This window comes from Paraburkholderia sacchari (assembly GCF_000785435.2).
In the GTDB taxonomy this organism is placed as follows: domain Bacteria; phylum Pseudomonadota; class Gammaproteobacteria; order Burkholderiales; family Burkholderiaceae; genus Paraburkholderia; species Paraburkholderia sacchari.
The window spans coordinates 705,393-730,638 of sequence record NZ_JTDB02000002.1 but is presented as its reverse complement, the minus strand read 5'-3'; the positions used below and the strand labels follow the sequence as shown (position 1 = coordinate 730,638).

The window sequence follows — 25,246 nt, the reverse complement described above, 5'->3', positions numbered from 1 at the left end:
GCTCACCGGCTTCGGCGCTTCCACACCGCTCTATCTCGCACCCGTGTGCCGCCAAACGCCTCGCATCGGTGCGCTCCCGCGCTGTCCAACTCGAACCGCCCAATCCGCGCGAGCCGCGATAATGCCGCTTTACCCTGCTGCCACTAGTATGTTTCGTTCGTTCAAGACGCTCTGGAAAAAATGGCGCGCTTCGCGCAGCGCAGTTCAGCAACTCGATGCGCTGCTCGCCATCGCCGACGCCGACGCCCCCTACGCGGAGCGCAGCGACTGGTTGATCGAGCTCGCACACTGGATCCACCGGCGCGGCCAGCTCGACGCCGATGCCACCGCAGCCGCCACCGAGCCCGATGCGCCGTTGCGCGCGCCGCCCGAGCATGCGCGCGTGCGCTACCTGCTGCACGTGCTGGACCGCAATCCGGCATGGAAAACCAACGTCGGCGCAATGGTGCGCAAGCTGCTGCGCGAGACCGACAGCATCACCCTGCTCTGCGACGCGGGCATGCCGGTCCACTCGAACCTGTTCGGTGCGCTCGTGGGCCGGATGCAGGCGCAGTTGATCCCGCCCGCGCCGAACCGGCGCGACCTCGCGGCGCTCTTCACGCTGATGTTCCCGTCGACCCACGACCCCGAGTGGATCGCCACGCTGCCGCACGACCTGCTCGCCCGGCTGCGGATCTTGATCGCCGGTCCCGGTGCGCTCCAGCCGGAAGCCGCGGTCGAATCCCCCGCCGTCCCGGTCCAGGTCCCAGACGAATACGGCGCGGCCGCCGCGCGCCCTGCCGCTTCGGCTGCGCTGCCCAACGAGTTCTCGCTGGACCTGCTCACGGCGCTGCACAACCTGACCTGCCAGATCAGCTCGACGGGTCTCTCGCCGACGGTGCGCAGCCGCCTGTCGAACGAAGACGCGCACGTCCCCGTCGAGAAGCTGTCGTTCTTCCGCCTCACGCGCGCGATGCTCGCGGTGGAAAACGCACGCGACGCGGGCGAGCCCACGCGGCTGTTGCAGGAAGTGACGTGGCTGCGCCTCTTGCTCGACGACTGCCGCAAAGCCACCGACGGCGTCTTCGCGCACCTCTACCGCCACGGCGTGCGCGTGGACACTGTGTTCCAGGTCCAGCGCATGCGCATGCGCATCGTCCGCGCGGAGCGTCTGCTCGACGCATGGATGTCCGCCGACGATCCCGCAACGCAGGCGCGCCTCGTTGCCGATCTCGTCCGCGCGAACCAGAAAAGCCAGAGCATGACCCACCTCGTGCGCAGCAACTTCGCGCTGCTCTCGCGCAAGGTGGTGGAGCTCTCCGCCGACACCGGCGAGCACTACATCGCGCGCGACCGCGCCGAATACCTCACGATGCTGCGCATGGCGGCGGGCGGCGGCCTCGTCACGGCGGTGACGGTCTACGTGAAATTCGGCATCACGGGCGCGCACCTGCCCTCGATGATCGAAGGGCTCTTCGCGGGCATCAACTACGCGCTGAGCTTTCTCGTCATGCACTTCTGCCACTTTTCGCTCGCGACCAAGCAGCCCGCGATGACCGCGCCCACACTCGCGCGCGAACTCGACGGCGCCAACGAGCCCGCGGGACGCGCGCGCTTCGTGTCGTCGGTGGTGGCGCTGATCCGCACCCAGGCCGCCGCCGTGCTCGGCAACGTGCTGCTCGTGTTCCCGGCCTGTCTCGCGATCCAGCTCGCGTTTGGCTGGCTGTTCCACGCGAACCTGATCACGCCGGCGAAAGCGCACGCGACACTCCAGTCGTTCTCGCTCATCGGCCCGACGCCGTTCTACGCCGCGCTCACCGGCGTGCTGCTGTGGGCGTCGAGCCTGTTCGCGGGCTGGGCCGACAACTGGTTCGTGCTGCATCGCGTCGAGGACGCGCTTGCGTGGAACCGGCGCCTGCGCTTGACGCTGGGCGCCTCGGGCGCCGCACGCCTCGCGCACTTTTGCCGCGTGAACGTGGCGGGCGTGTGGGGCAACGTCGTGCTGGGCATGATGCTCGGCATTGTGCCCGCGATCCTCTCTGCCATCGCGTTCCACTTCGAAGTGCGCCACGTGACGCTCTCGGCGGGGTCGATCGGCGTGGCGCTCGGCGTGCTCGGCACTGCTACGCTCAAAACCGGCGAGCTCTGGTGGGCCGTGGCCGGCGTGGCGAGCATGGCCGTGCTCAACGTGACGGTGAGCTTCGCGCTCGCGCTGCACATGGCGGTACGCTCGCGCGACCTCGGGCGCCAGGACGTGCGTCCGCTCATGCGCGCGTTCTGGCGGCGCGTGACGCGCCATCCGATCGATCTGGTGTGGCCGATCCGGCGGGCGAAGTTGCGTGAGGGCAACGATTGACCCTCTGGGTGAACGGAAATTGGCGTCTCACGTTCACATTCGACGGCACCCGTCCTCGTCGATTATCAGGACTACCACTAAGGGAACGACCATGAGCAGAATGCACAACCCGCCGCATCCGGGCGAGGTATTGCGGGAGTGGATCTCGCCGGACGTGAGCGTGACGCAAGCCGCGCACGCCCTGCAGATCAACCGCGTGACCCTCTCCAATCTGTTGAACGGCAAGGCCGGCATCACCGCCAATATCGCGCTGCGCCTGTCGGCATGGCTCGGCGTGCAGACCCAGTGGGACCTCTGGCAGGCCCGCCAGCAGCCGCGCCCGAGAATCCGGCCGCTCGCACGGCAAGCCGCCTGAGGGCGCCTCCCGCCAACCCGCGTACAATAGCGCCTTCCCCGCAGCGTCCCCTCTCTTCTCATGCCTTTCGATTTCTTTGCTCCCTGCCCGCGCGGCCTCGAAGCCCCGCTCGCCGCCGAACTGGCCGAAATCGCGCAGCGGCGCCTGCCGCCCGGCGCGCTCCAGGCAGGCGCCGAAGTGCCCGGCGGCGTGCATTTTCGCGGCAACTGGGCCGGCGGCATGGCCGCGAACCTGCATTCGCGCATTGCCAGCCGCGTGCTCCTGAAAATCGCCCAGCGGCCCTATCGCGGCGAGCAGGACATCTACGCGCTCGCGCGCGAGCAGCAGTGGGAAAAATGGTTCTCGCCGAACGAGACCATCCGCATCGACATCACCGCGATCAAGTCGCCGCTGCGCAGCCTCGAATTCGCCACGCTGCGCGTGAAAGACGCGATCTGCGATCGCATGCGCGACAAGGCCGGCGCGCGTCCGAGCGTCGATACCGCGTATCCCGATGTGCGCGTGTTCGCCTTCCTCACCGCGAACGACTGCACGCTCTATCTCGACACGTCGGGCGAGCCGCTCTTCAAGCGCGGCTGGCGTCTGGACAAGGGCGCCGCGCCCCTGCGCGAGAATCTCGCCGCCGGCATCCTGCGCCTCACGGGCTGGACGCCCGAGATGCCGCTCTACGACCCGATGTGCGGCAGCGGCACGTTTCTGGCCGAAGCGGCGCAGGTCGCGCTCGACATCGCGCCGGGGCTGTCGCGCAGCTTCGGCTTCGAGCGTCTGAAGCAGGCCGACACCGCCGCGTGGCGCCATCTGAAGAGCGAGGCGAACACGTTGCGCAACACGGCCATGAGCCGCGCGACGGAGCTGAACATCTTCGGCAGCGACATTTCCGATGTCATGCTCGAGAAGGCGCGTGCCAACTTCGCGCGCGCGGGTCTCGGCAAGGTGCCGCTCAAGCAGCTCGATGCGCGCAACATGACGCCGCCCGCGGAGGGCAACGGGATTCTCGTGGCGAATCCGCCGTATGGCGAGCGGATCGAGGTGCGCGGGCGCAATGCGCGTGGCGAAGCTCGCGCGCCGCGCGAGATGCGCGACGACTACGAGGAGCTAGAATCCTTCCGCCGCGTTCATACCGATGCACCCGACGCCGAATTCTTCCAGGCGCTCGGCGACGCGCTCAAGCAGCGCTTCACGGGCTGGCGCGCGTTCTTCCTGACCTCGGACCGCAAGCTGCCGGGGCAGCTGCGTTTGCGCGAAGCGGCCAAGACGCCGCTCTTCAACGGCGCGCTCGAATGCCGCCTGTTCCGCTTCGACCTGATCGCGGGCAGCGTGCGCCAGCGCCCTGCCAGCGCGGGCGAGGACGCCGCCGCCGGCAAGAACCCGGGCAGCGCCAGCGCCAACAGCTAAACGGCTGCGCGATGTAACCCCTGCGCCGCGTCCGCGTTTCAGACGCGCGCAGGCCCGACCGCCGCTCCGCCCGGCTCGACGGGCAGCGGATATCCTTCGTACTCCGGAAAGAGCCTCGGCAGCAGGAAAACCGGCAGCGAATGCCGCGAAAAGCAGCGCGACGTGGAAGCCGGATGAATCAGATGCAGGCAGCTCGCCTGCGTGTCGTCGGCGGCAAGCACTTTCTGGCCCGACTCCACCACGCGGCGGATGAAGCTCTCGTCTTCGCACAAATTGACGTCGTCAAAGCGCGCGATATTGAAGAGCGCCTTGCGGTACACGTATGCGAAGCCGTAGAACAGAATGAAATCGGCGCCAATCTGCATCTTCTCGTGGAAGCTCACCGTGCTCACCTCCTTGCCCTTGAGCACGTAATGCAGGCCCACGCGCGCATTCAGGTCCATATAGCCCAGAAACTGCGTGTGCGGCGCATACATCCAGAACGTCGATAACTTCATGAGCTGCGCGCCGCTTTCGCGCAACAGCCGCGTCATGGTCGCTAGATAGTGCGAGGCGTAATGATCGTCGTCGTCGAAATGGGCAATCAGCTCGCCGCGCGACTCGCCCACGAGGAAATTGCGTTTCGCGCCGATCGACATGGGCGTCTTCGACCAGTAGTAGCGCACGCGCGGGTCGGTGTCGGCGAGCTGGCGCATGAAGGCGCTGGGCTGCGGGCTGTCGTCGAGCACGAGCCACTCCCAGTCGACCTGCTGACGCGCCACGCAGCGCGCAATCGCCGGCAGGAAGGACTCGCGGTTGGCCGTGGGCGTGATGATGGAGATGTTTGGAGACATGAGGCGCAAGGCTGGCCACGGCCCGCCGGATCAAGAGAACAAGAGAGAATAAATCCGTCGATTACAGCAGATTTGCGCGCGCCTCTCTCTCGAAAACGTCTGCCGGCATGGCGCTGCGCAGCCGGTGAACGTCCTGTCAAAGCTACTGACAGCACGCTGTCAGCAGCCCTGCCGCACACTCCTTCCTGCGCCAGCCCGCGCGACATCAAGCGAGTCCCGGGCAGGCCGGCGCCACGGCGTCCCGCCAGCCGCCGCCATTTCACCGCATCCGCCATCGACACCATTGGCATCCGAGGAGCGCATCATGTCGACCGAAGTATCCCGTGTCATCTCGTGGTTCGAAATCCCCGCGCACGATCTGGATCGTGCCGCCGCCTTTTACGAAACCGCCCTCGATACGTCGCTGCAACGCGAGGTGGTCGGCGGCGTGCCAATGGCGCTGTTCTCGCACACGGACGCCGAAACCGGCGGCTGCATCGTGTTCAATCCGCGCGACGCCAAGCCGGACCCGAAAGGCGTGCTCGTGTATCTGAACGCGCAGCCGTCGATCACGGCCGTGCTCGACCGGGTGGAAAAGGCCGGCGGCAAGAAGCAGGGCCCCGCCGTGGAGCTGCCCAACAATTACGGCTATATCGGCTTCTTCATCGATACCGAAGGCAACCGCGTCGGCCTGCACGCCGCCAAGCTGGGCTGAACGCGGCGGCGCTATCATCCTGGGGACCGTTTCCGGTCACGCTTCCGGCCACGCAGTGCTTCGCTGTCCGGACCGGCCCTCCGAACCCGTCCACCGTTCTGGCCCGCCCACTCATGACCCGCCGAGCCGACCGCCTGTTCCGCATCGCCGAGCTGCTGCGCGGCCGCCGCCTCACCACTGCGCAGCAGCTCGCGCAATGGCTCGAGGTGTCGCCGCGCACCGTCTATCGCGACGTACGCGATCTGCAGCTTTCGGGCGTGCCGATTGAAGGCGAAGCGGGCATCGGCTACCGGCTAGCGCGCACGGCGAGCCTGCCGCCGCTCACCTTCACTGCCGACGAGCTCACCGCGCTCGCAGTGGGCGCGCGCATGGCCGAATCGTGGGGCGGCGCGGTGCTCGCGGGCGGGGCGCGCGGCGCGCTCGCAAAGATCGCCGCGGCAATGCCGGCCGACAAGCGCGCAGTGCTCGAACGCATTGCCGTGTTCGTGCCGTCGTATCACGTCGATCCCACGTATTCGGAGAAGGTGGATGCATTGCATCGTGCCGTCGATTCGCGGCTCGTGGTGCGCTTCGCATATTGCGACCGCATCGGCGCGCATACGCAGCGGCGCATCTGGCCGCTCGGGCTCGTGTACTGGGGGGCGCAGTGGACAGTCGGCGCGTGGTGCGAAATGCGCGAGGATTTCCGCAACTTCAACATCGCGCGGATGAACGACGTGGAAGTGCTCGAGCCGTTTCCCGACATGAGCGGGAGACGGCTCGGCGACTATTTGCGGCGCGTGGAAGCGCCGTCGAAATAATGCGGCGGGCGCCTACTCTACCGTCTTCACCATCTCCTCGATTACCTTCTTCGCGTCGCCGAACACCATCATGGTCTTGTCCATGTAGAACAGTTCGTTGTCGAGACCGGCGTAACCCGCCGCCATCGAACGCTTGTTCACGATGATCGTGCGCGCCTTGTAGGCCTCGATGATCGGCATGCCCGCGATCGGCGACTTCGGATCGTTCTTCGCCGCCGGATTCACCACGTCGTTCGCGCCCAGCACCAGCACCACGTCGGTCTGGCCGAACTCGTTGTTGATGTCCTCCATCTCGTAGACCATGTCGTACGGCACTTCGGCTTCCGCGAGCAGCACGTTCATGTGACCAGGCATGCGGCCCGCCACCGGGTGAATCGCATAGCGTACGTCCACGCCTTTTTCCACGAGCTTGTCCGTGAGTTCCTTCAAGGCATGCTGCGCGCGCGCCACTGCAAGACCGTAACCCGGCACGATCACGACGCTCTCGGCGTTGCCGAGCATGAACGCGGCGTCGTCGGCCGAGCCCGACTTCACCGGACGCTGCTCCTGCGCGCCGCCCGCCGACGCGCCGCCCGCTTCGGCGCCAAAGCCGCCCAGCAGCACGTTGAAGAACGAACGGTTCATCGCGTGGCACATGATGTAAGAGAGAATCGCGCCCGACGAACCCACCAGCGAGCCCGCGATGATCAGCATCGCGTTGTTCAGCGAGAAGCCGATGCCCGCCGCCGCCCAGCCCGAGTACGAGTTCAGCATCGACACCACCACGGGCATGTCCGCCCCGCCGATCGGGATGATGATGAGCACGCCCAGCGCGAACGCGATCGCCGTCATGATGATGAACGGCAGCCACGACTGCGTGAGGAAGAACAGGATGCCGAAGCCGATCATGCCCAGCGCCAGCATCAGGTTGATCAGATGCTGGCCCGGATAGACCACGGGAGCGCCCTGGAACAGGCGGAACTTGTACTTGCCCGAAAGCTTGCCGAAGGCGATCACCGAACCGCTGAACGTGATCGCGCCCACGAAGGTGCCGATGAACAGTTCGATGCGGTTGCCGTATGGCAGAAAGCCCGGATACGGCGCATCCTCGGCCACCAGCCCGAACGCGGCCGGCTCCGAAACCACTGCATATGCGATACACACGGCTGCAAGACCGATCAGCGAGTGCATGGCGGCAACCAGCTCAGGCATCTTGGTCATCTCGACGCGCGCAGCCACAAACGCCCCGAGGCCGCCGCCCACCACCAGCGCCCCGAACAAGAGCCCGAGACCGAGCCCGAGGTTCGAGCCGAATTGTGCGGACTGCTTCGCAATCAGCGCGATGGTGGTAAGGATGGCGATGGCCATGCCCACCATGCCGAACATGTTGCCGGCGCGCGCGGTGCGCGGGTTCGAGAGCCCCTTGAGCGCCTGGATGAAGCAGACCGATGCCACCAGGTAGAGCAGCGTAACGACGTTCATGCTCATCATGCGCCCTCCTTGCTGCCTGATGCTGCGGACGCTGCCTTCTTCGGCTCCTTCTTGCGGAACATCTCCAGCATTCGCCGCGTGACGAGGAAGCCGCCGAATACGTTCACTGCCGCGAGCAGCACGGCGAAGGTGCCGAAGAACTTGCCGGCGCCGCCCACCGTGAGGCCGGTCGCCAGCATCGCGCCCACGATCACGATGGCCGAGATCGCATTGGTCACGGCCATGAGCGGCGTATGCAGCGCGGGCGTGACGTTCCACACGACGTGATAGCCCACGTACACGGCCAGCACGAAGATGATCAGGTTGATGACGGTATGGTTGATCAGTTCCATTGCCGGGTCTCCTCAGGTCTTGCGCGTGACGGCGCCGTCGCGGGCCAGCAGCGTGGCCGCGACGATGTCGTCCGCGAGATCGATATTGAGCGCGCCTTCCTTCGTCACAATGAGCTTCAGGAAGTCGAGCAGGTTGCGCGCGTAGAGCGACGAGGCATCGGCGGCCACCATCGACGCGAGATTCGTGTAGCCGCAGATCTGCACGCCGTGGTGCGTGACGACCTTGTCGGCCTCGGTAAGCGGGCAGTTGCCGCCGCGCCTTCCCGTTGCCTGATCCGCGACCGGCCCGCGTCCAGCGGCAAGGTCGATCACCACGGAGCCCGGCTTCATCGCCTGCACGGTGTCGGCGGGCAGCAGCGTGGGTGCGTCGCGGCCCGGGATCAGCGCGGTGGAGATGACGATATCAGCCTGCTTCGCGCGCTCGTGCACGAGCGCCGACTGGCGCGCAAGCCACGACGGCGGCATCGGGCGCGCGTAGCCGCCCACGCCCTGCGCCGCTTCGCGTTCTTCATCGGTTTCGTAGGGCACGTCGATGAATTTCGCGCCCAGCGACTCGATCTGCTCCTTCACCGCCGGACGCACGTCCGAAGCCTCGATCACGGCGCCCATGCGCTTCGCGGTGGCAATCGCCTGCAGGCCCGCCACGCCCGCGCCAAGGATCAGCACGCGCGCGGCCTTCACCGTGCCGGCGGCAGTCATGAGCATCGGCATGAAGCGCGGATAAAGATTGGACGCCACGAGCACCGCCTTGTAGCCGGCGATGTTGGCCTGCGAGGAGAGCACGTCGAGGCTCTGCGCACGCGTGGTGCGCGGCGCGGCTTCGAGCGCGAACGCCGTCACGCCCGCTTCCGCGAGCTTCTGCGCATTTTCCGCATTGAAGGGATCGAGCATGCCGACCAGCACCGCGCCGCGCTTCATGAACGCGAGTTCGCTGACCGAGGGCGACTGGACCTTGAGCACGAGCTCGGCGCCGAAGGCGGCGGCCGCGTCGGCGATTTGGGCGCCGGCGGCCGTATAAGCCTCGTCGGGAAAGCTCGCGCCCGTGCCAGCGCCTGCCTGAATGGTGACCGTGTGACCCTGCGCGACGTACTTCTTGACTGTCTCCGGTGTCGCGGCCACGCGGGTTTCGTTCGCCCGCGTCTCTGCGGGCACTCCGATATGCATTGCTGTTTCCTCCTCGACCTGCTTTCGTTCTAATCTGGCTCGAAATCGAGCGGAGTACGGCCGACGAGGCGCGCCGGCTTTCTGTTGCAACGGCAAAACGACGCACCACTTTAACCGAAACCCGCGGCGCGATTGAAGCGGAAATCGCCCAGATTTGTGCACTGCACACAACACTTTCCGGAGTCCGACCGGTCGGTTGGCGAAAACTCCTGTAAGCCGCCTTCGGGTCCCGCATGCGGGCTGGGTAGCGTCGCCGCGAACGCGATCCGGCCCCCGGCAGTCTTGGGCGCGTGCCGGTAAAATAGCGGCCCATGAATGATGAAACCTGGGCACCCCACGTCACCGTGGCGTCAATCGTCGAGCGCGACGGGCGCTTTCTGCTCGTCGAGGAGCACACGCCGGCCGGCTTGCGCCTGAATCAGCCCGCCGGGCATCTGGAAGCCGGCGAGACGCTCCACGAGGCGGTCGTGCGCGAAACGCTCGAAGAAACCGCTTATGCGTTCGTGCCCGAGGCGCTGGTCGGCATGTACATGACGCATTTCGGCAAGCCCGGCGAAAGCGGCACGACGTATCTGCGCTTTACCTACTGCGGCAGCGTCGCGAGCGAGCCGCAAGCGCGCGCGCTCGATCCGGACATTGTCCGCACGCTGTGGATGAGCGCCGACGAGTTGCGCGCCGCGAGCGCGCGCCACCGCACGCCGCTCGTCATGCAGTGCGTCGACGATTACCTCGCGGGCAAGCGCGTGCCGCTCCATTTCGTGCACACCCACGCGGTTGGGCCCAGGATAGAAAGCAGCAACAAGGCAGCAGACAAATGAGCAAACGTAAGGTCGTGGTAGGCATGTCGGGCGGCGTCGATTCGTCGGTAACCGCATGGCTGCTCAAGGAGCAGGGGTTCGACGTCGTCGGTCTCTTCATGAAGAACTGGGAAGACGACGACGACGGCGAGTACTGCTCGACGCGCCAGGACTGGATCGACGTGGTGTCGGTCGCGGACCTGATCGGCATTGACGTCGAGGCGGTCAATTTCGCCGCCGAGTACAAGGACCGCGTGTTCGCGGAGTTTCTGCGCGAATACTCGGCGGGCCGCACGCCGAACCCCGATGTGCTCTGCAACGCAGAGATCAAGTTCAAGGCCTTCCTCGATCACGCCATGTCGCTGGGCGCGCAAACCATCGCCACGGGCCATTACGCGCGCGTGCGCCAGAACGAACATAACGGACGCTTCGAACTGCTGAAGGCGCTCGATCATACGAAAGATCAGTCGTACTTCCTGCATCGGCTAAACCAGGCGCAGCTTTCGAAGACGATGTTTCCGCTGGGCGAAATTCCCAAGACGAAGGTGCGCGAAATCGCCGAACAGATTGGTTTGCCGAACGCGAAGAAGAAGGACTCGACCGGCATCTGCTTCATTGGCGAGCGGCCGTTCCGCGACTTCCTGAACCGCTATCTGCCGACCAAACCCGGCCCGATGATGACGCCCGAAGGCAAGGTCGTGGGCGAGCATATCGGCCTCGCGTTCTATACGTTCGGGCAGCGCAAGGGCATTGGCCTTGGCGGCAGCAAGGACGGCAGCGGCGACCCGTGGTTCGTCGCTGGCAAGGACATGGCCACCAATACGCTCTACGTCGTGCAGGGCCACGATCATCCGTGGCTGCTCGCGCACGAGCTGCGCGCGGGCAACGTAAGCTGGGTCGCGGGCGAGCCGCCCGCCGACGGCTACACGTGCGGCGCGAAAACGCGCTACCGCCAGGCCGACGCGCCCTGCTCGTTCAAGGCCGCGCCCGCAGACGTGGAAGGCGGCGCGGGCCAGTTCGCGCTGCACTTCCCTACGGCGCAATGGGCCGTGACGCCGGGCCAGTCGGCGGTGCTCTACGACGGCGACGTGTGCCTCGGCGGCGGCATCATCGAAGCCGTGACGACGCTGGAGCCGCATGTGCCCGCCGTCCCTCCCCCGGTCGCGCCGAAGAAAAAGCGCTCGCCGCGCAAGAAGTCGGCGCAGTTTGCTGCATCGGCGGCGCGAGACCTGGCTTAAGTCCGGGCTCGAGTCCAGACATAGGCGCGCTTGCGCGGCGCACTCGGCGCCGCGCGTTGCCCCTCCTCCATCCGCACGATCCCCGTCCGGCTTCTCGCCGGCTTCTCGCCGGCTTTTTGCCGGCTTGTTGCCGTCCTGCCGGCCAGATTCACCAACTTCCGGCATCATTCGGGCACGGTCGCGCCTCACCCGGGCGCGGCCGGCACGCGCGGCCGCAACCCGCCTCGCGCAGCGAATCAAAAGATCGAGGAGTCCCCCCATGTTTTCCCGACGTTACCTCGCCATGTGGTGTGCGGTGCTGCTGCTGGCAGCCTGCGTGCTTGCAGCGGCGCTCCATCATCTGTCGTGGCTGTGCGCCATCGTGCCGGCGCTCATCGTCGCGCTCGGCATCTGGGACATGACCCAGCAGCGTCACGCCATCCTGCGCAACTATCCGCTCTGGGGCCATCTGCGCTTCCTGTTCGAATTCGTGCGCCCGGAGATCCGCCAATATTTCGTCGAAGACGACACCGACGAAAAGCCTTTCTCGCTCGTGCAGCGTAGCGTCGTCTATCAGCGCTCGAAGAATGTCGTCGACAGCCGTCCGTACGGCACCGAGCTCGACGTGAAGGCCGTCGGCCACGAATGGATCAGCCATTCGCTCGCGCCGACGAAGCTCGCCGGCAGCGACTTTCGCGTACTGGTGGGCGCCGAGCGCGAGCAGCCGTATTCGATGTCGATCTTCAACATCTCGGCGATGAGCTTCGGCGCGCTGTCCGCCAACGCGATCCGCGCGCTCAACCTGGGCGCGAAAAAAGGCGGCTTCGCGCACGACACCGGCGAAGGCTCGATGTCGAAGTACCACCGCGAAAACGGTGGCGACATCATCTGGGAAGTCGCCTCCGGCTACTTCGGCTGCCGCAACGACGACGGCACCTTCAGCGCCGATAAATTCCAGCGGCTCGCCCAGGAACCGCAGGTGAAGATGATCGAGGTGAAGCTCTCGCAGGGCGCGAAGCCGGGCCACGGCGGCATGCTGCTGGCCGCCAAGGTCACGCCCGAGATTGCCGAGACGCGCGGCATTCCGATCGGCAAGGACTGTGTTTCGCCCGCGCGCCATTCGGAGTTCTCCACGCCGCGCGGCCTGCTCGAATTCGTCGAGCGCCTGCGCAAGCTCTCGGGCGGCAAGCCCACCGGCTTCAAGCTGTGCATCGGCCACCCGTGGGAGTTCTTCGGCATCGCCAAGGCCATGCTCGAAACCGGCATCCTGCCCGATTTCATCGTCGTGGACGGCGCCGAAGGCGGCACCGGCGCGGCGCCCATCGAGTTCACCGATCATATCGGCACGCCGCTGCAGGAAGGCCTGCTGCTCGTGCACAACACGCTCGTGGGCATCGGCCTGCGCGACAAGATCAAGATTGGCGCGAGCGGCAAGATCATCACCGCGTTCGATATCGCCAAGACGCTCGCGATCGGCGCGGACTGGGTCAACTCGGCGCGCGGCTTCATGTTCGCGGTGGGCTGCATCCAGGCGCAGAAGTGCCATTCGGACCGCTGCCCAACGGGCGTCGCCACTCAGGACCCGGCGCGCCAGCGCGCGCTGAATGTGCCCGACAAGGGCGAGCGCGTCTACAGCTTCCATCGCAACACGCTGCACGCGCTGCAGGAAATCCTCCAGGCCGCGGGTCTCGAAAGCCCCGCCGATCTGCGCGCGCATCACATCGTGCGTCGTGTTTCGTCGTATGAAGTCAAGCTGATGTCGGAACTGCTCAGGTACCTGAAGCCGGGCGACCTTATCGAAGGACGCTACCGCTATCAGCTGTATGAGAAGTGGTGGCCGGTCGCGCGCAGCGATTCGTTCGCGCCGGATATCGAAAAGATAGGCTAACGCCCAGATGGTTGCGCGCGCAACGTCATTGCGGCGTGCGCGCGTCCTGCGTAATTGGATATTTACGCCTGCGGCACGGTATCGGCGAACGACGGCCGCTGCATGAGCTTGTCGAAGTGCCGGGCAAGATTCGGATGCGGGTCGCGCCAGTCGAGTTCCGGCATGCGGAAGTCGAGATAGCCGAGCGCGCAGCCCACCGCAATGTCGGCGAGCGTGTAGCGGTTGCCCGCGCACCACGCGTTGCCCGCGAGGCCCTTGGCCATCGCGTTCAAGCCCTCGCGAATCTTGCGCTGCTGGCGCGCGACCCACGCCTCGCTACGCTGCTCGGGCTCGCGCTGCGTGCCTTCCAGACGGATCAGCACGGCGGCGTCGAGCATGCCGTCGGCGAGCGCCTCCCAGCACCGCACCTCCACGCGCTCGCGCCCCGCCTGCGGAATCAGTTTGCCGACCGGCGAGAGCATGTCGACGTATTCGCAGATCACGCGCGAATCGAACACGGCTTCGCCGTCCTCCATCACGAGACACGGCACCTTGCCGAGCGGGTTGAAATCGTGAATCGCCGTGTCGGCGCCCCAAACGTTTTCAAGCACCAGCTTGTAGTCGATTTTCTTTTCGGCGAGCATGATCCGCGCCTTGCGGACGTAGGGGCTGCCGAGCGAACCGATAAGTTTCATCACACCTGCCTTTTCTGGAATCCGGCGAAAGTATACGTTGGAATGCCCTGATTCTGACGGGTCACCTGCTGCAGCGGCAGATTTCTCCGATACGTGTTGTCGGCTCGATGCAACAGCGCACGCGAGCGGCCTGCGGCGATGCGCGTGCGGCACAGAAGCAACTGCGCAGCCGCAACTACGCAGGCGCTACAATCGCACGATGGACACGAACCTCTCGGAAAGCACCTCGGCTGCTGCGGCCACTGCATCGGCCACCCCTCGCGCCGCAGCCGATGCGCCGCGCGGCCCCGACGGCGGCGCCGCGCTGTACCGCGCGCGCCGCGAACGCGTGCTCGCCGCGCTGCGCGCCAAAGGCGGCGGCGTGGCGCTGGTGCCTACCGCGCCCGAGGCGGCGCGCAACCGCGACACCGAATATCCGTACCGGCACGACAGTTACTTCTATTACCTCACCGGCTTCACCGAGCCCGAGGCGCTGCTCGTGCTCGACGCGAGCGCGGGCGAGAACCAGCCCGCCACGATCCTGTTTTGCCGCGCGAAGAATGTCGAGCGCGAAACGTGGGAAGGCTTTCGTTTCGGGCCCGACGGCGCGCGCGAGGCGTTCGGGTTCGACGCCGCGTTCGCCGTCGACGATATCGACACCCAGGTGCCGCGCCTGATCGCCGATCGTCCGGCGCTCCATTACGCGCTCGCGGCCTCGGAGCGCTTCGACGCGCAGGTCAAGCGCTGGATCGACGCCGTGCGCGCGCAGTCGCGCAGCGGCGTTGCCGCGCCGGCCGCCGCGTACGACCTCGTGCCGCTGCTCGACGACATGCGCATCGTCAAGGACGCGCACGAGCTCGACACCATGCGCCGCGCCGCCAAAATTTCTGCGCTCGCACACGTGCGCGCCATGCAGGCCTGCCGCCCCGGCATTCGCGAGTACGAACTCGAAGCCGAGCTGCTCTACATGTTCCGCAAGCACGGCGCGCAGGCGCCCGCCTACGGCTCGATCGTCGCGACGGGCGCGAACGCCTGCGTGCTTCACTACCCGGCCGGCAACGCGGTGGTGCGCGAAGGCGATCTGATTCTGATCGACGCCGCGTGCGAGCTGAACGGCTACGCCTCCGACATCACGCGCACCTTTCCCGCGAGCGGGCGCTACACGAGCGCCCAGCGCGAACTCTACGAGATCGTGCTAGCAGCGCAGCAGGCCGCCATCGACGCCACGCGCGCGGGCGTGAACTTCGAGGCGCCGCACGAGGCCGCCGTGCGCGTGCTCGCGCAAGGGCTGCTCGATACGGGCATCGTGGACAAGCAGCGCTTTGCGAGCGTCGACGACGTGATCGCCGAGCGCGCCTATGCGCGCTTCTATATGCACCGCACCGGGCACTGGCTCGGCATGGACGTGCACGACGCGGGCGACTATCGTGAGCGCGGCGAACGCGACACAAATGCCGGAGCGGCTGCCGCTTCTGCCAATGCCACAGCCACCGCCGCCGCGCCGCCCTGGCGCACGCTGCGGCCCGGCATGACGCTCACGATCGAGCCCGGCCTCTACGTGCGCGCCGCCGAAGACGTCCCGGAGCGCTACTGGGACATCGGCATCCGCATCGAGGACGACGCCATCGTGACCGCCGCCGGCTGCGAGCTGATCACGCGCGACGTGCCCGTGGCCGCCGACGAAATCGAGGCGCTGATGCAGGACGCGCGCCGCGGCGCGTGAGCACCGATTAAAAGCCAACGATCTGAAGCGAACGCAGCGACATGAATGCAGCGAACACCCCGGCAGGCGGGACCACGAGCGGGATCACGAGCGGGATCAAAAACGGGATCAAAAGCGCAGCCACGCATGCGCCCAACGAGTTTGACGTGATCATCGTCGGCGCGGGGCCGGTCGGGCTCGCGCTGGCCGGCTGGCTCGCGCGGCGCAGCGCAACGGCGGCGCTCTCGGTCGCGTTGATCGACGCGCGCGAACCCGACGACAGCGCCGGCGACCCGCGCGCCATCGCCGTCTCCCAGGGCAGCCGCACGCTGCTGCAGGCGCTCGCGTGGCCGCAGGACGCGACGCCGATCGAGCGCATCCACGTCTCGCAGCGCGGCCACTTCGGCCGCACGCTGATCGACCGGCACGACTACGACTTGCCCGCGCTTGGCTATGTCGCGCGCTACGGCGCGATCGTGCAGTCGCTTGCGCAGGCGGTGCGCGGCACGCGCGTGCACTGGCTGCACCACACGCACGCGCACGAACCGGTCGTCGACCACGACGGCGTGACGCTTCCCGTGCAAAGCGCGGGTGTCACGCGCACGCTGCGCGCGCGCATTCTCGTGAACGCGGAAGGCGGGCTCTATCGGCCGCAGACCGTGCACAAACCGACGCGCGCCGACGCTGACGGTGACGACGAACAAGGCGAAACCGCCGATGCTTCGGGCGAGTCCGGCTCCGCCACGGACTCGGCCCCGGACGCGCGCAAGCGCACCCGCGACTACGGCCAGACCGCGCTGGTTGGCGTGGTGACGGTTTCTTCGCCGCAGCCGCACGTGGCATGGGAGCGCTTCACGAACGAAGGCCCGATCGCGCTGCTGCCAGTTGGCGGCGTTCGCGGCGCGGACTACGCGCTCGTGTGGTGTTCGTCGCCGGTCGAGGCCGAGCGCCGTGCCCAGCTTTCCGACACCGATTTCCTCGCCGCGCTCGGCGCCGCCTTCGGCACGCGCATGGGCCGCTTCACGCAGATCCATGGCCGCGCGGCGTTTCCCCTCGGCCTGAACGCGCTCGACACGCTGGTCAGCGGCAACAATCGCATCGCGGCCGTGGGCAACGCGGCGCAAACGCTGCATCCGGTGGCCGGCCAGGGCCTGAATCTCGGCCTGCGCGACGCCCACGCGCTCGCCGACGCCCTCGCGCAACACGGCGCCACGCCGCACGCGCTCGCCGACTTCGCGGGCCGCCGCGCATTCGACCGCCGCATGACGATTGGCGCGACGGACACGCTCGCGCGCCTGTTCACGGTAGACTTCGCGCCGCTCGCGACGCTGCGCGGCCTCGCGCTCACGGCGCTCGAGTTCGCGCCGCCGATCAAGACGGCGCTCGCGCGGCAGATGATGTTCGGGCAGCGGAATTGATGTGACGAATCGGCGTCTCCGCTGAAAGGGTCGAATCGTGTTTCACATCAGGGCACTACAGCCGCGCTTCGGCGCCATCGCCAGAACAACACCAGGGTCCACAAGCCGAGACCGCCCATCTCGCTTAAGCTAAAATATGCGTTTCCCCTTTTCGAGCCGCCGCCGCGCCGATGCCTTCGACGTTCATCGAAGCCAGCCAGGCGCGCTGCCGCTTTCGTCCGTGCATCATGTTCACAATTGGCCGCCACACCCTGCGCAACAACCTGTTCGTCGCCCCCATGGCGGGTGTCACGGACCGGCCGTTCCGTCAGCTGTGCAAGCGGCTGGGCGCGGGCTATGCGGTCTCGGAGATGGTCGCGTCCAACGCGCAGCTCTGGAAGAGCGAAAAGACCATGCGCCGCGCCAATCACGCGGGCGAGGTCGAGCCCATCGCCGTGCAGATCGCCGGCGCGGACCCGGAGATGATGGCCGAAGCGGCGCGCTATAACGTCGCGAACGGCGCGCAGATCATCGACATCAACATGGGCTGCCCGGCCAAGAAGGTCTGCAACGTGGCGGCCGGCTCCGCGCTGCTGCAAAACGAGCCGCTCGTCGCGCGCATCGTGAAGGCCGTGGTGGACGCCGTGGGCACCGGCCCAGACGCCGTGCCCGTTACGCTCAAGATCCGCACGGGCTGGGACCGCGAGCACCGCAACGCGCTCACCATCGCGCGCATTGCGGAGGACAGCGGCATTTCCATGCTCACCATGCACGGGCGCACGCGCGCCGACCTCTACCACGGCGAAGCCGAGTACGAAACGATTGCGGCCGTGAAGGCCGCCGCGCGCATTCCGGTGGTCGCCAACGGCGACATCACGAAGCCGCAGAAGGCGCGCGACGTGCTCGCCTGCACCGGCGCCGACGCCATCATGATCGGCCGCGCGGCGCAGGGCCGCCCGTGGCTCTTTCGCGAGATCGGGCATTTTCTCGCGACCGGCGAATTGCTGCCGCCCCCGCGCGTGGACGAGATCCAGGCGATCATGAACGAGCACCTCGAAGACCACTACGCGTTTTATGGCGAATTTACGGGTGTGCGTACTGCGCGCAAGCATATCGGCTGGTACACTCGCGGCCTTTGCGGCGCCAATACGTTCCGGCATCGCATGAACACGCTGGACACCACGCGCGACCAACTCGCCGCCGTCAACCAGTTCTTCGACGAGCAAAAGGCCGTTTCCGAGCGCCTCGTCTATGTCGACGACGAAACCGGCGCGGACGGCGAGCGCGAACCCACCGATCGACTGGCAGCATGAGCAAGCACAATATCGAACAATCCGTCCGCGAGAGCCTGGGGATTTATTTCCAGGATCTCGACGGCAGCAACCCGCACGACGTCTACGAAATGGTGATGGCGTGCGTCGAAAAACCGATGCTCGAGGTGGTGCTCGAGCAGGCAGGCGGCAACCAGTCGCTGGCCGCCGAGTATCTCGGCATCAACCGCAATACGCTGCGCAAGAAGCTTCAGCAGCACGGCCTGCTGTAACGGCCCGCTGTAACGACCGTCATCGCTCCACGGACGGTACTGGACTTCTGGCGCGGACTCTCGATCCCTCGGCAAATTCTCCCCCATCATGATCAAGCAAGCGCTCATCTCCGTTTCCGACAAGGCTGGCATCGTCGATTTCGCGAAATCGCTGTCGGACCTCGGCGTCAAGATCCTGTCGACCGGCGGCACCGCGAAACTGCTCGCGGACGCGGGCCTCAACGTCACCGAAGTGGCTGACTACACCGGCTTCCCGGAAATGCTCGATGGGCGCGTGAAGACGCTGCACCCGAAGGTCCACGGCGGCATTCTCGCGCGCCGCGACCTGCCCGAGCACATGGCCGCGCTCGAAAAGCACGACATCCCGACGATCGATCTGCTGGTGGTGAACCTCTACCCGTTCGTCCAGACGATCTCAAAGGAAGAGTGCTCGCTCGAAGACGCGATCGAGAACATCGACATCGGCGGCCCGACCATGCTGCGCTCGGCGGCGAAGAACCACCGCGACGTGACCGTGGTCGTCGACCCGGCCGACTACGCGAAGGTGCTCGAAGAAATGCGCGCGAACGGCAACGCCGTGAGCTACGCGACCAACTTCCGCCTCGCGACCAAGGTGTTCTCGCACACGGCGCAGTACGACGGTGCGATCACGAACTACCTCACGAGCCTCACCGAAGCGCTCGAGCATAAGTCGCGCAATACCTACCCGGCCGTGCTGAACCTCGCGTTCGACAAGGTCCAGGACCTGCGCTACGGCGAGAACCCGCATCAGAGCGCCGCGTTCTACCGCGATCTTTCGACGCCGGCCGGCGCGCTCGCGAACTACAAGCAGATCCAGGGCAAGGAACTCTCGTACAACAACATCGCCGACTCGGACGCCGCGTGGGAATGCGTGAAGACCTTCGACGCGCCGGCCTGCGTGATCATCAAGCACGCGAATCCGTGCGGCGTGGCCGTGGGCGCGGATGCGCTCGAAGCGTACTCGAAGGCGTTCCAGACCGACCCGACCTCGGCGTTCGGCGGCATCATCGCGTTCAACCGCGAAGTGGACGAAGCCGCGGCGCAAGCGGTCTCGAAGCAGTTCGTCGAAGTGCTGATCGCACCGTCGTTCTCGGCAGCCGCCAAGGCCGTGTTCGCGGCGAAGCAGAACGTGCGTCTGCTCGAAATCGCCTTGGGCGATGGCCACAACGCGTTCGACTTCAAGCGCGTGGGCGGCGGCCTGCTGGTGCAATCGCTCGACGCGAAGAACGTGCAGCCGCACGAACTGCGCGTGGTGACCAAACGCCACCCGACGCCGAAGGAAATGGACGATCTGCTGTTCGCCTGGCGCGTCGCGAAGTTCGTGAAGTCCAACGCAATCGTGTTCTGCGCCAATGGCATGACGATGGGCGTGGGCGCAGGCCAGATGAGCCGCGTGGACTCGGCGCGCATCGCCAGCATCAAGGCCGAAAACGCGGGCCTCAAGCTCGCGGGCACGGCAGTCGCGTCGGATGCGTTCTTCCCGTTCCGTGACGGCCTCGACGTGGTGGTCAACGCCGGCGCGACCTGCGTGATCCAGCCGGGCGGCTCGATGCGCGACGACGAAGTGATCGCCGCCGCCGACGAGCACAACATCGCCATGGTGGTGACGGGCATCCGCCATTTCCGTCACTGATCGTTATTGATCGCCGCGGCGGCGCGCGCCCTGTACGCGTGGCCGCCCCGCTCCAAAGCCCGCCCGACATGTGTCAGCGCGGGCTTTTTTCTTCGCTTCGCGCGCTCGGCGCTTGCCGCATCAAGGCTCGCGGCCCCTGGGCCGTTCGTTGTACCATCGCAGGCACATTCGTCTTTCCCGCATTTCATGAGAATTCTCGGCATCGACCCCGGCTTGCGCGTGACCGGCTTCGGCGTGATCGAGCGTCACGGCCATCAGCTCACGTATGTCGCGAGCGGCGTCATCCGCACCGCCGATGCCGATCTGCCCACACGCCTCGGCACCATCTTCGAAGGCGTCTCCACGCTGATCCGCCAGCACGCGCCCGACCAGGCAGCCATCGAAAAAGTCTTCGTCAACGTCAACCCGCAGTCGACGCTGCTGCTCGGTCAGGCGCGCGGCGCGGCAATCTGCGGGCTCGTTTCGGGCGGCGTGCCCGTCGCCGAATACACTGCGCTGCAACTGAAGCAGGCCGTGGTGGGCTACGGCCGCGCGACCAAGGAACAGATGCAGCAGATGGTCGTGCGCCTGCTCGCCCTCACGGGCACGCCGGGCACCGACGCCGCCGACGCGCTCGGCATGGCAATTTGCCACGCACACAGTGGCAATGCGCTCGCGACCCTCGGCGGCATCGCGCCCGCGCTCGCGAAGAAGGGCGTGCGCGTGCGGCGCGGGCGGTTGATCGGGTAAACAACGCCCCCTTGGCCACAAAGCCAACGTAACCCGGAAGCACGCCGCAGCGCGGCGCGCTCCGCTACACTCTGCCCTTTCCCTCATCACTGAATCCGCCATGATCGGTCGCATTGCCGGCGTACTGCTGGAAAAGAACCCGCCGCACCTGCTCATCGACTGCAACGGCGTCGGCTACGAAGTCGACGTGCCGATGAGCACGTTCTACAACCTGCCCGGCACCGGCGAAAAAATCGTGCTGCTCACGCAGATGATCGTGCGCGAGGACGCGCACTTGCTCTACGGCTTCGGCACCGCGCAGGAACGCGCGACGTTTCGCGAACTGCTCAAGATCACCGGCATCGGCGCGCGCATGGCGCTGGCCGTGCTTTCGGGCATGAGCGTGCACGATCTCTCGCAGGCCGTGACGTTGCAGGACTCGGCGCGCCTCACGCGCGTGCCCGGCATCGGCAAGAAAACCGCCGAGCGCCTGCTGCTCGAACTCAAGGGCAAGCTCGGTGCCGATCTGGGCGCCATGGCCGCCGCGGCATCGCCTTCGGATCATGCGAACGACATCCTCAACGCGCTGCTCGCGCTCGGCTATTCGGAGAAGGAAGGGCTCGCCGCGATCAAGAGCGTGCCGGCCGGCACGGGCGTCTCGGAAGGCATCAAGCTCGCATTGAAGGTGCTCTCGAAGGCTTGATCGCCTTCGAGAGTGCCGGCAATGGGCTCGTAGTGGGCCCACTCCCGGGCCCACTGCTGGCTGTTAGTTGCGACGCCATCGCGACACGCGGGACGGCCCCGCCGCTCCATAGTCTGCGCGGTACAATCGCTGCATGATCGAAACCGACAAACTCGCCGCGGACCGTGAATCCGGCGCCGGCACCAGCCGCGTGATCGCCGCCACGCCGGCCTCGTCCAACGAGGAGGCGTTCGAGCGCGCGCTGCGCCCGCGCCAGCTCGACGAATACGTTGGCCAGGAAAAGGTGCGCGGCCAGCTCGAGATCTTCATCGAGGCCGCCAAGCGCCGCTCGGAACCGCTCGACCACGTGCTGCTGTTCGGGCCGCCGGGCCTCGGCAAGACCACGCTCGCGCACATCATCGCGCGCGAAATGGGGGTCAATCTGCGGCAGACCTCGGGCCCCGTGCTCGAACGCGCGGGCGATCTTGCGGCGCTGCTCACCAATCTCGAAGCCAACGACGTGCTCTTCATCGACGAAATCCACCGGCTCTCGCCGGTCGTCGAGGAAATTCTTTATCCGGCGCTCGAGGACTATCAGATCGACATCATGATCGGCGAAGGGCCGGCCGCGCGCAGCGTGAAGCTCGACTTGCAGCCGTTCACGCTGGTGGGCGCGACCACGCGCGCGGGCATGCTCACGAACCCGCTGCGCGACCGCTTCGGCATCGTCTCGCGGCTCGAGTTCTACAACGCGAGCGAGCTCTCGCGCATCGTGCAGCGCTCGTCGGCGCTGCTCGGCGCGCATATTCACCGTGACGGTGCGCTCGAAATCGCGCGCCGCTCGCGCGGCACGCCGCGTATCGCCAACCGTCTGCTGCGCCGCGTGCGCGACTACGCCGAAGTGAAGGCCGACGGCACGATCACCGCGCAAGTGGCCGACGCCGCGCTCAAGATGCTCGACGTCGATCCCGTGGGCTTCGACCTGATGGACCGCAAGCTGCTCGAAGCGATCCTGCACAAGTTCGACGGCGGCCCGGTGGGCGTGGACAACCTCGCGGCGGCTATCGGCGAAGAGCGCGACACGATCGAGGACGTGCTGGAGCCCTACCTGATCCAGCAAGGCTTTCTGCAGCGCACGCCGCGCGGACGCGTGGCCACGCAGCTCACCTACCGCCACTTCGGCCTCGTCGTGCCCGACGACGCATCGACGGGCGGCGACTGGAGCCCGGGCGCGCCGTAAGGCGCGGCAAGGCTCAACCAGACGCACAGCGGCACAAGCAAGCGAGAGCACGATGTCCGATCACGCCGGCCGTCCTCCGAACGCTCCCGAACCGGCTGGCCTCGTCGGGCAGATCGCGCAGCGCCTGCGCATGATGCTCGCCGAAAACGTCACGCATCTCACCACGGGCAGCGGCCCGAAACTCGACTACTCGTCGCCGCCCGGCGACCCCGGTCTCTTCGGCCCGCACGCCATCTGCTGGAAAGTGCACGCCGACTTCGCCGCGATGATGGCGGGCGGCATCAGCGCATTGCTGCTGCAAGCGCTGCATCCGCTTGCGCTCGCGGGCGTATGGGATCACTCGACCTTTCGCAGCGACATCCTCGGCCGGCTGCGCCGCACCGCGACCTTTATCGCCGGCACGACCTACGGCAGCCGCGCCGACGCGCTCGCGCTCATCGAGCGCGTGAAGAAAATCCATCTTGCAGTGACGGGCATCGCGCCCGATGGCCGCGCGTATCGCGCGAGCGACCCCGCGCTGCTCACGTGGGTGCACGTGGCCGAGGTGTCGAGCTTTCTGGCCGCGTATCTGCGCTACGTGAATCCCGCGCTGCCGAGCGAAGCGCAGGACCAGTACTACGCCGAAGTTGCGCTCATCGCACAGTTGCTGGGCGCGATCGATGTGCCGCGCTCGCGCGCAGAAGTCACCGCATATCTGGAAGCGATGCGGCCCGAACTCGTCGCGAGCGAGCGCACGCGCGAAGTCGTGCGCGTGCTGATGGAAGCGCCGGTGCCACGCCCGGCGATGCGCCCCGCAGGCGCATTGCTGCGTAATGCGGGCATCGACCTCCTGCCGCCGTTCGCCCAGCAGATGCTCGGCTTCGACCGCTTCGCCCTCGCCCGCCGCGCGATGGTGCAGCCGGGCATGCGCGCGGTCGCGCCCGTGCTGCGCTGGGCGCTCGTCAATGGCGTCTCGAAGCGCGCGCGCCGGCGCGCGGCCGCGCCTCCGGCGCCCTGAGCCCACCGTTTTCGCTCTTCCCCGCACGCAACGAAAAACGGCCAGGCTGCTTGCGCAGGCTGGCCGTGCATCAGTAACGCCGGACAGCGCGGCTTACATCTTCACCACGTCGAGCAGCGACTTCTTGCCCGCCTTGTAGTTGTAAAGCGAAATCACGCCGTGCTTGAGGTCGCCCTTCGAATCGAATACGGTCTCGCCGATCACGCCCTTGTAGTCGGTGCCCGGGATCTGCGCGAGGATTTTCGCCGGGTCGGTCGAGTTCGCGCGCTTCATTGCGTCGACGACGATATACACCGCGTCGTAGGTGAACGGCGCATCGTATTCGACCGGGTGGCCAAAGCGCTTCTGGTACTTCGCCGAGAACGCCGCGCCGCCTTCCATGCGCTCGAGCGCCATGCCGGCCTGCGAGCAGACGATGTTGTCGGAAGCCGTGCCCGCGAGCTGCGCGAGGCTTTCCGTGCACACGCCGTCGCCGGCCAGCACCTTCGCGCGCAGGCCGAGCTGGCGCGCCTGCTTGGCGAACGGGCCGCCGGTGGCGTCCATGCCGCCGTACATGATGGCGTCGGGATTCTCTCCCTTGATCTTGGTGAGAATCGCGCGGAAATCGACGGCCTTGTCGTTGGTCGCGTCGTGCGAGACGACCTTCAGGCCGAGCGACTTCGCGGTCTTCTCGAACTCGTTCGCGAGGCCCTGACCGTAGGCGGTCGAATCGTCGACCACGGCCACGGTCTTCACGTTCAGGCTTTTCGCGGCATAGTTGGCCAGCGCCGGACCTTGCTGCGCGTCGGTCGCGACCACGCGATAGGTGGTCTTGAAGCCCTGCTGCGTGTAGGTCGGGTTCGTCGACGAGGGCGAGATCTGGACGATGCCCGCGTCGCTGTAAATCTTCGAGGCGGGAATCGACGCGCCCGAATTCAGGTGGCCGACCACGGCCACGACCTTGTCGTCGACGAGCTTCTGCGCGACCTGGGTCGCCTGGCGCGGGTCTGCGCCGTCGTCCTGGCCGTCGAGCGCGAGCGTGATCTTCTGGCCGCCGATCGTGAGGCCCTTGGCGTTGATCTCTTCGATGGCGAGACGCGCGCCGTTTTCGTTGTCCTTGCCGAGGTGCGCCGAGCCGCCCGTGAGCGGGCCAACGTGGCCGATCTTGACGACCTGGTCAGCGGAAGCATTGGCCGACGCAGCGGCCAAACCCGCCGCGAACGCCATGACAGCGGCGCTCACCGGCAACAGCTTGTGAAGCTTGAACGTCATTAAAGATCTCCTGCGGTTGTTCTTGAAACTGTGCTTCGCTTTTTCGTCTGCGACCTTGGCCTCGCCCACGCCACATATACGTGGTGCGCATCCCTCTTCAACGCACGGCAAGGCGCAATGGTCTGGCAAATGGTATCAG

At 66.6% G+C, this 25,246-nt stretch carries 23 protein-coding genes; 17 read left to right on the top strand and 6 right to left on the bottom strand.

Annotated elements, in window-relative coordinates; genetic code table 11:
- The first annotated feature begins 148 nt into the window (after nt 1–148).
- From NH14_RS10065 to NH14_RS10055, 3 genes are all read left to right on the top strand, one after another.
- The gene (locus tag NH14_RS10065; RefSeq protein ID WP_035526883.1) at nt 149–2,335 is read left to right on the top strand and encodes a site-specific recombinase; all 2,187 of its coding nucleotides are present in this window, start codon (nt 149–151) and stop codon (nt 2,333–2,335) included.
- A 91-nt stretch (nt 2,336–2,426) separates the two neighbouring features.
- On the top strand, nt 2,427–2,690 hold the full coding sequence (locus NH14_RS10060) for a HigA family addiction module antitoxin (protein ID WP_035526885.1): 264 nt from the start codon (nt 2,427–2,429) through the stop codon (nt 2,688–2,690).
- A 60-nt stretch (nt 2,691–2,750) separates the two neighbouring features.
- A complete protein-coding gene (locus NH14_RS10055) occupies nt 2,751–4,085 on the top strand; it encodes a THUMP domain-containing class I SAM-dependent RNA methyltransferase (protein ID WP_035526888.1) in 1,335 nt (444 codons plus the stop codon).
- A 38-nt stretch (nt 4,086–4,123) separates the two neighbouring features.
- On the opposite strand, the gene NH14_RS10050 is transcribed toward NH14_RS10055, so the two are convergent.
- Nucleotides 4,124–4,918: a glycosyltransferase family 2 protein gene (locus NH14_RS10050; protein WP_052148067.1), complete on the bottom strand. Its 795-nt coding sequence runs from the start codon at nt 4,916–4,918 to the stop codon at nt 4,124–4,126.
- A gap of 304 nt (nt 4,919–5,222) precedes the next feature.
- Here NH14_RS10050 and NH14_RS10045 point away from each other — a divergent pair, with 304 nt between their 5' ends.
- Together NH14_RS10045 and NH14_RS10040 are read left to right on the top strand one after the other, a co-directional pair.
- Entirely contained in the window at nt 5,223–5,612 is a 390-nt protein-coding gene (locus tag NH14_RS10045; RefSeq protein ID WP_035526891.1) for a VOC family protein, read from the top strand.
- A 113-nt stretch (nt 5,613–5,725) separates the two neighbouring features.
- Nucleotides 5,726–6,412, top strand: a complete 687-nt coding sequence (locus NH14_RS10040) for a helix-turn-helix transcriptional regulator (RefSeq protein WP_035526894.1) — start codon at nt 5,726–5,728, stop codon at nt 6,410–6,412.
- 12 nt (nt 6,413–6,424) lie between these two features.
- On the opposite strand, the gene NH14_RS10035 is transcribed toward NH14_RS10040, so the two are convergent.
- From NH14_RS10035 to NH14_RS10025, 3 genes are read right to left on the bottom strand one after another with little or no spacing between them, the layout of a single operon-like run.
- The gene (locus NH14_RS10035; protein ID WP_035527065.1) at nt 6,425–7,879 is read right to left on the bottom strand and encodes an NAD(P)(+) transhydrogenase (Re/Si-specific) subunit beta; all 1,455 of its coding nucleotides are present in this window, start codon (nt 7,877–7,879) and stop codon (nt 6,425–6,427) included.
- Nucleotides 7,879–8,214 (bottom strand): NAD(P) transhydrogenase subunit alpha part 2, encoded by a 336-nt coding sequence (locus tag NH14_RS10030; RefSeq protein WP_035526897.1) that lies wholly within the window; start codon nt 8,212–8,214, stop codon nt 7,879–7,881. The genes NH14_RS10035 and NH14_RS10030 overlap by 1 nt, the downstream gene beginning before the upstream one ends.
- A 12-nt stretch (nt 8,215–8,226) precedes the next feature.
- Complete coding sequence (locus tag NH14_RS10025) at nt 8,227–9,378, bottom strand: Re/Si-specific NAD(P)(+) transhydrogenase subunit alpha (protein WP_035526899.1); 1,152 nt, start codon at nt 9,376–9,378, stop codon at nt 8,227–8,229.
- Nucleotides 9,379–9,689: 311 nt separating this feature from the next.
- On the opposite strand from NH14_RS10025, the gene NH14_RS10020 reads away from it, so the two are divergent.
- The 3 genes from NH14_RS10020 (at nt 9,690) to NH14_RS10010 (ending at nt 13,280) form a co-directional block, all read left to right on the top strand.
- A complete protein-coding gene (locus NH14_RS10020) occupies nt 9,690–10,196 on the top strand; it encodes an NUDIX hydrolase (RefSeq protein ID WP_035526901.1) in 507 nt (168 codons plus the stop codon).
- The gene (mnmA, locus tag NH14_RS10015; protein WP_052148068.1) at nt 10,193–11,413 is read left to right on the top strand and encodes a tRNA 2-thiouridine(34) synthase MnmA; all 1,221 of its coding nucleotides are present in this window, start codon (nt 10,193–10,195) and stop codon (nt 11,411–11,413) included. The genes NH14_RS10020 and mnmA overlap by 4 nt, the downstream gene beginning before the upstream one ends.
- Before the next feature lie 259 nt (nt 11,414–11,672).
- The gene (locus NH14_RS10010; RefSeq protein ID WP_035526903.1) at nt 11,673–13,280 is read left to right on the top strand and encodes an FMN-binding glutamate synthase family protein; all 1,608 of its coding nucleotides are present in this window, start codon (nt 11,673–11,675) and stop codon (nt 13,278–13,280) included.
- A 62-nt stretch (nt 13,281–13,342) separates the two neighbouring features.
- On the opposite strand, the gene NH14_RS10005 is transcribed toward NH14_RS10010, so the two are convergent.
- Nucleotides 13,343–13,954 (bottom strand): glutathione S-transferase, encoded by a 612-nt coding sequence (locus NH14_RS10005; protein WP_035526906.1) that lies wholly within the window; start codon nt 13,952–13,954, stop codon nt 13,343–13,345.
- A gap of 199 nt (nt 13,955–14,153) precedes the next feature.
- Between NH14_RS10005 and NH14_RS10000 the strand changes: the two genes are divergently transcribed.
- The 9 genes from NH14_RS10000 (at nt 14,154) to NH14_RS09960 (ending at nt 23,856) form a co-directional block, all read left to right on the top strand.
- Nucleotides 14,154–15,656, top strand: a complete 1,503-nt coding sequence (locus tag NH14_RS10000) for an aminopeptidase P N-terminal domain-containing protein (RefSeq protein WP_084225442.1) — start codon at nt 14,154–14,156, stop codon at nt 15,654–15,656.
- Nucleotides 15,657–15,697: 41 nt separating this feature from the next.
- Nucleotides 15,698–17,053, top strand: coding sequence for a UbiH/UbiF/VisC/COQ6 family ubiquinone biosynthesis hydroxylase (locus NH14_RS09995; protein WP_084225444.1), 1,356 nt, complete (start codon nt 15,698–15,700; stop codon nt 17,051–17,053).
- A 227-nt stretch (nt 17,054–17,280) separates the two neighbouring features.
- Nucleotides 17,281–18,345, top strand: a complete 1,065-nt coding sequence (dusB, locus tag NH14_RS09990; protein WP_035527072.1) for a tRNA dihydrouridine synthase DusB — start codon at nt 17,281–17,283, stop codon at nt 18,343–18,345.
- Entirely contained in the window at nt 18,342–18,575 is a 234-nt protein-coding gene (locus NH14_RS09985) for a Fis family transcriptional regulator (protein ID WP_028216158.1), read from the top strand. Before dusB ends, NH14_RS09985 begins: the two co-directional genes overlap by 4 nt.
- Before the next feature lie 88 nt (nt 18,576–18,663).
- Nucleotides 18,664–20,229 carry a bifunctional phosphoribosylaminoimidazolecarboxamide formyltransferase/IMP cyclohydrolase gene (gene purH, locus NH14_RS09980; protein ID WP_035526910.1) on the top strand — a complete coding sequence of 522 codons (1,566 nt, stop codon included), beginning with the start codon at nt 18,664–18,666 and terminating at the stop codon, nt 20,227–20,229.
- A gap of 186 nt (nt 20,230–20,415) precedes the next feature.
- Nucleotides 20,416–20,958, top strand: a complete 543-nt coding sequence (ruvC, locus tag NH14_RS09975) for a crossover junction endodeoxyribonuclease RuvC (protein ID WP_035526913.1) — start codon at nt 20,416–20,418, stop codon at nt 20,956–20,958.
- Between the two features lie 100 nt (nt 20,959–21,058).
- Nucleotides 21,059–21,640 carry a Holliday junction branch migration protein RuvA gene (gene ruvA / locus NH14_RS09970; protein ID WP_035526917.1) on the top strand — a complete coding sequence of 194 codons (582 nt, stop codon included), beginning with the start codon at nt 21,059–21,061 and terminating at the stop codon, nt 21,638–21,640.
- A 133-nt stretch (nt 21,641–21,773) separates the two neighbouring features.
- The gene (ruvB, locus tag NH14_RS09965) at nt 21,774–22,859 is read left to right on the top strand and encodes a Holliday junction branch migration DNA helicase RuvB (protein ID WP_035526920.1); all 1,086 of its coding nucleotides are present in this window, start codon (nt 21,774–21,776) and stop codon (nt 22,857–22,859) included.
- Between the two features lie 52 nt (nt 22,860–22,911).
- On the top strand, nt 22,912–23,856 hold the full coding sequence (locus tag NH14_RS09960; RefSeq protein ID WP_035526923.1) for an oxygenase MpaB family protein: 945 nt from the start codon (nt 22,912–22,914) through the stop codon (nt 23,854–23,856).
- A 93-nt stretch (nt 23,857–23,949) separates the two neighbouring features.
- Here NH14_RS09960 and NH14_RS09955 read toward each other — a convergent pair whose 3' ends face one another.
- Nucleotides 23,950–25,107, bottom strand: coding sequence for a branched-chain amino acid ABC transporter substrate-binding protein (locus NH14_RS09955; RefSeq protein ID WP_035526926.1), 1,158 nt, complete (start codon nt 25,105–25,107; stop codon nt 23,950–23,952).
- Between the last annotated feature and the right edge of the window lie 139 nt (nt 25,108–25,246).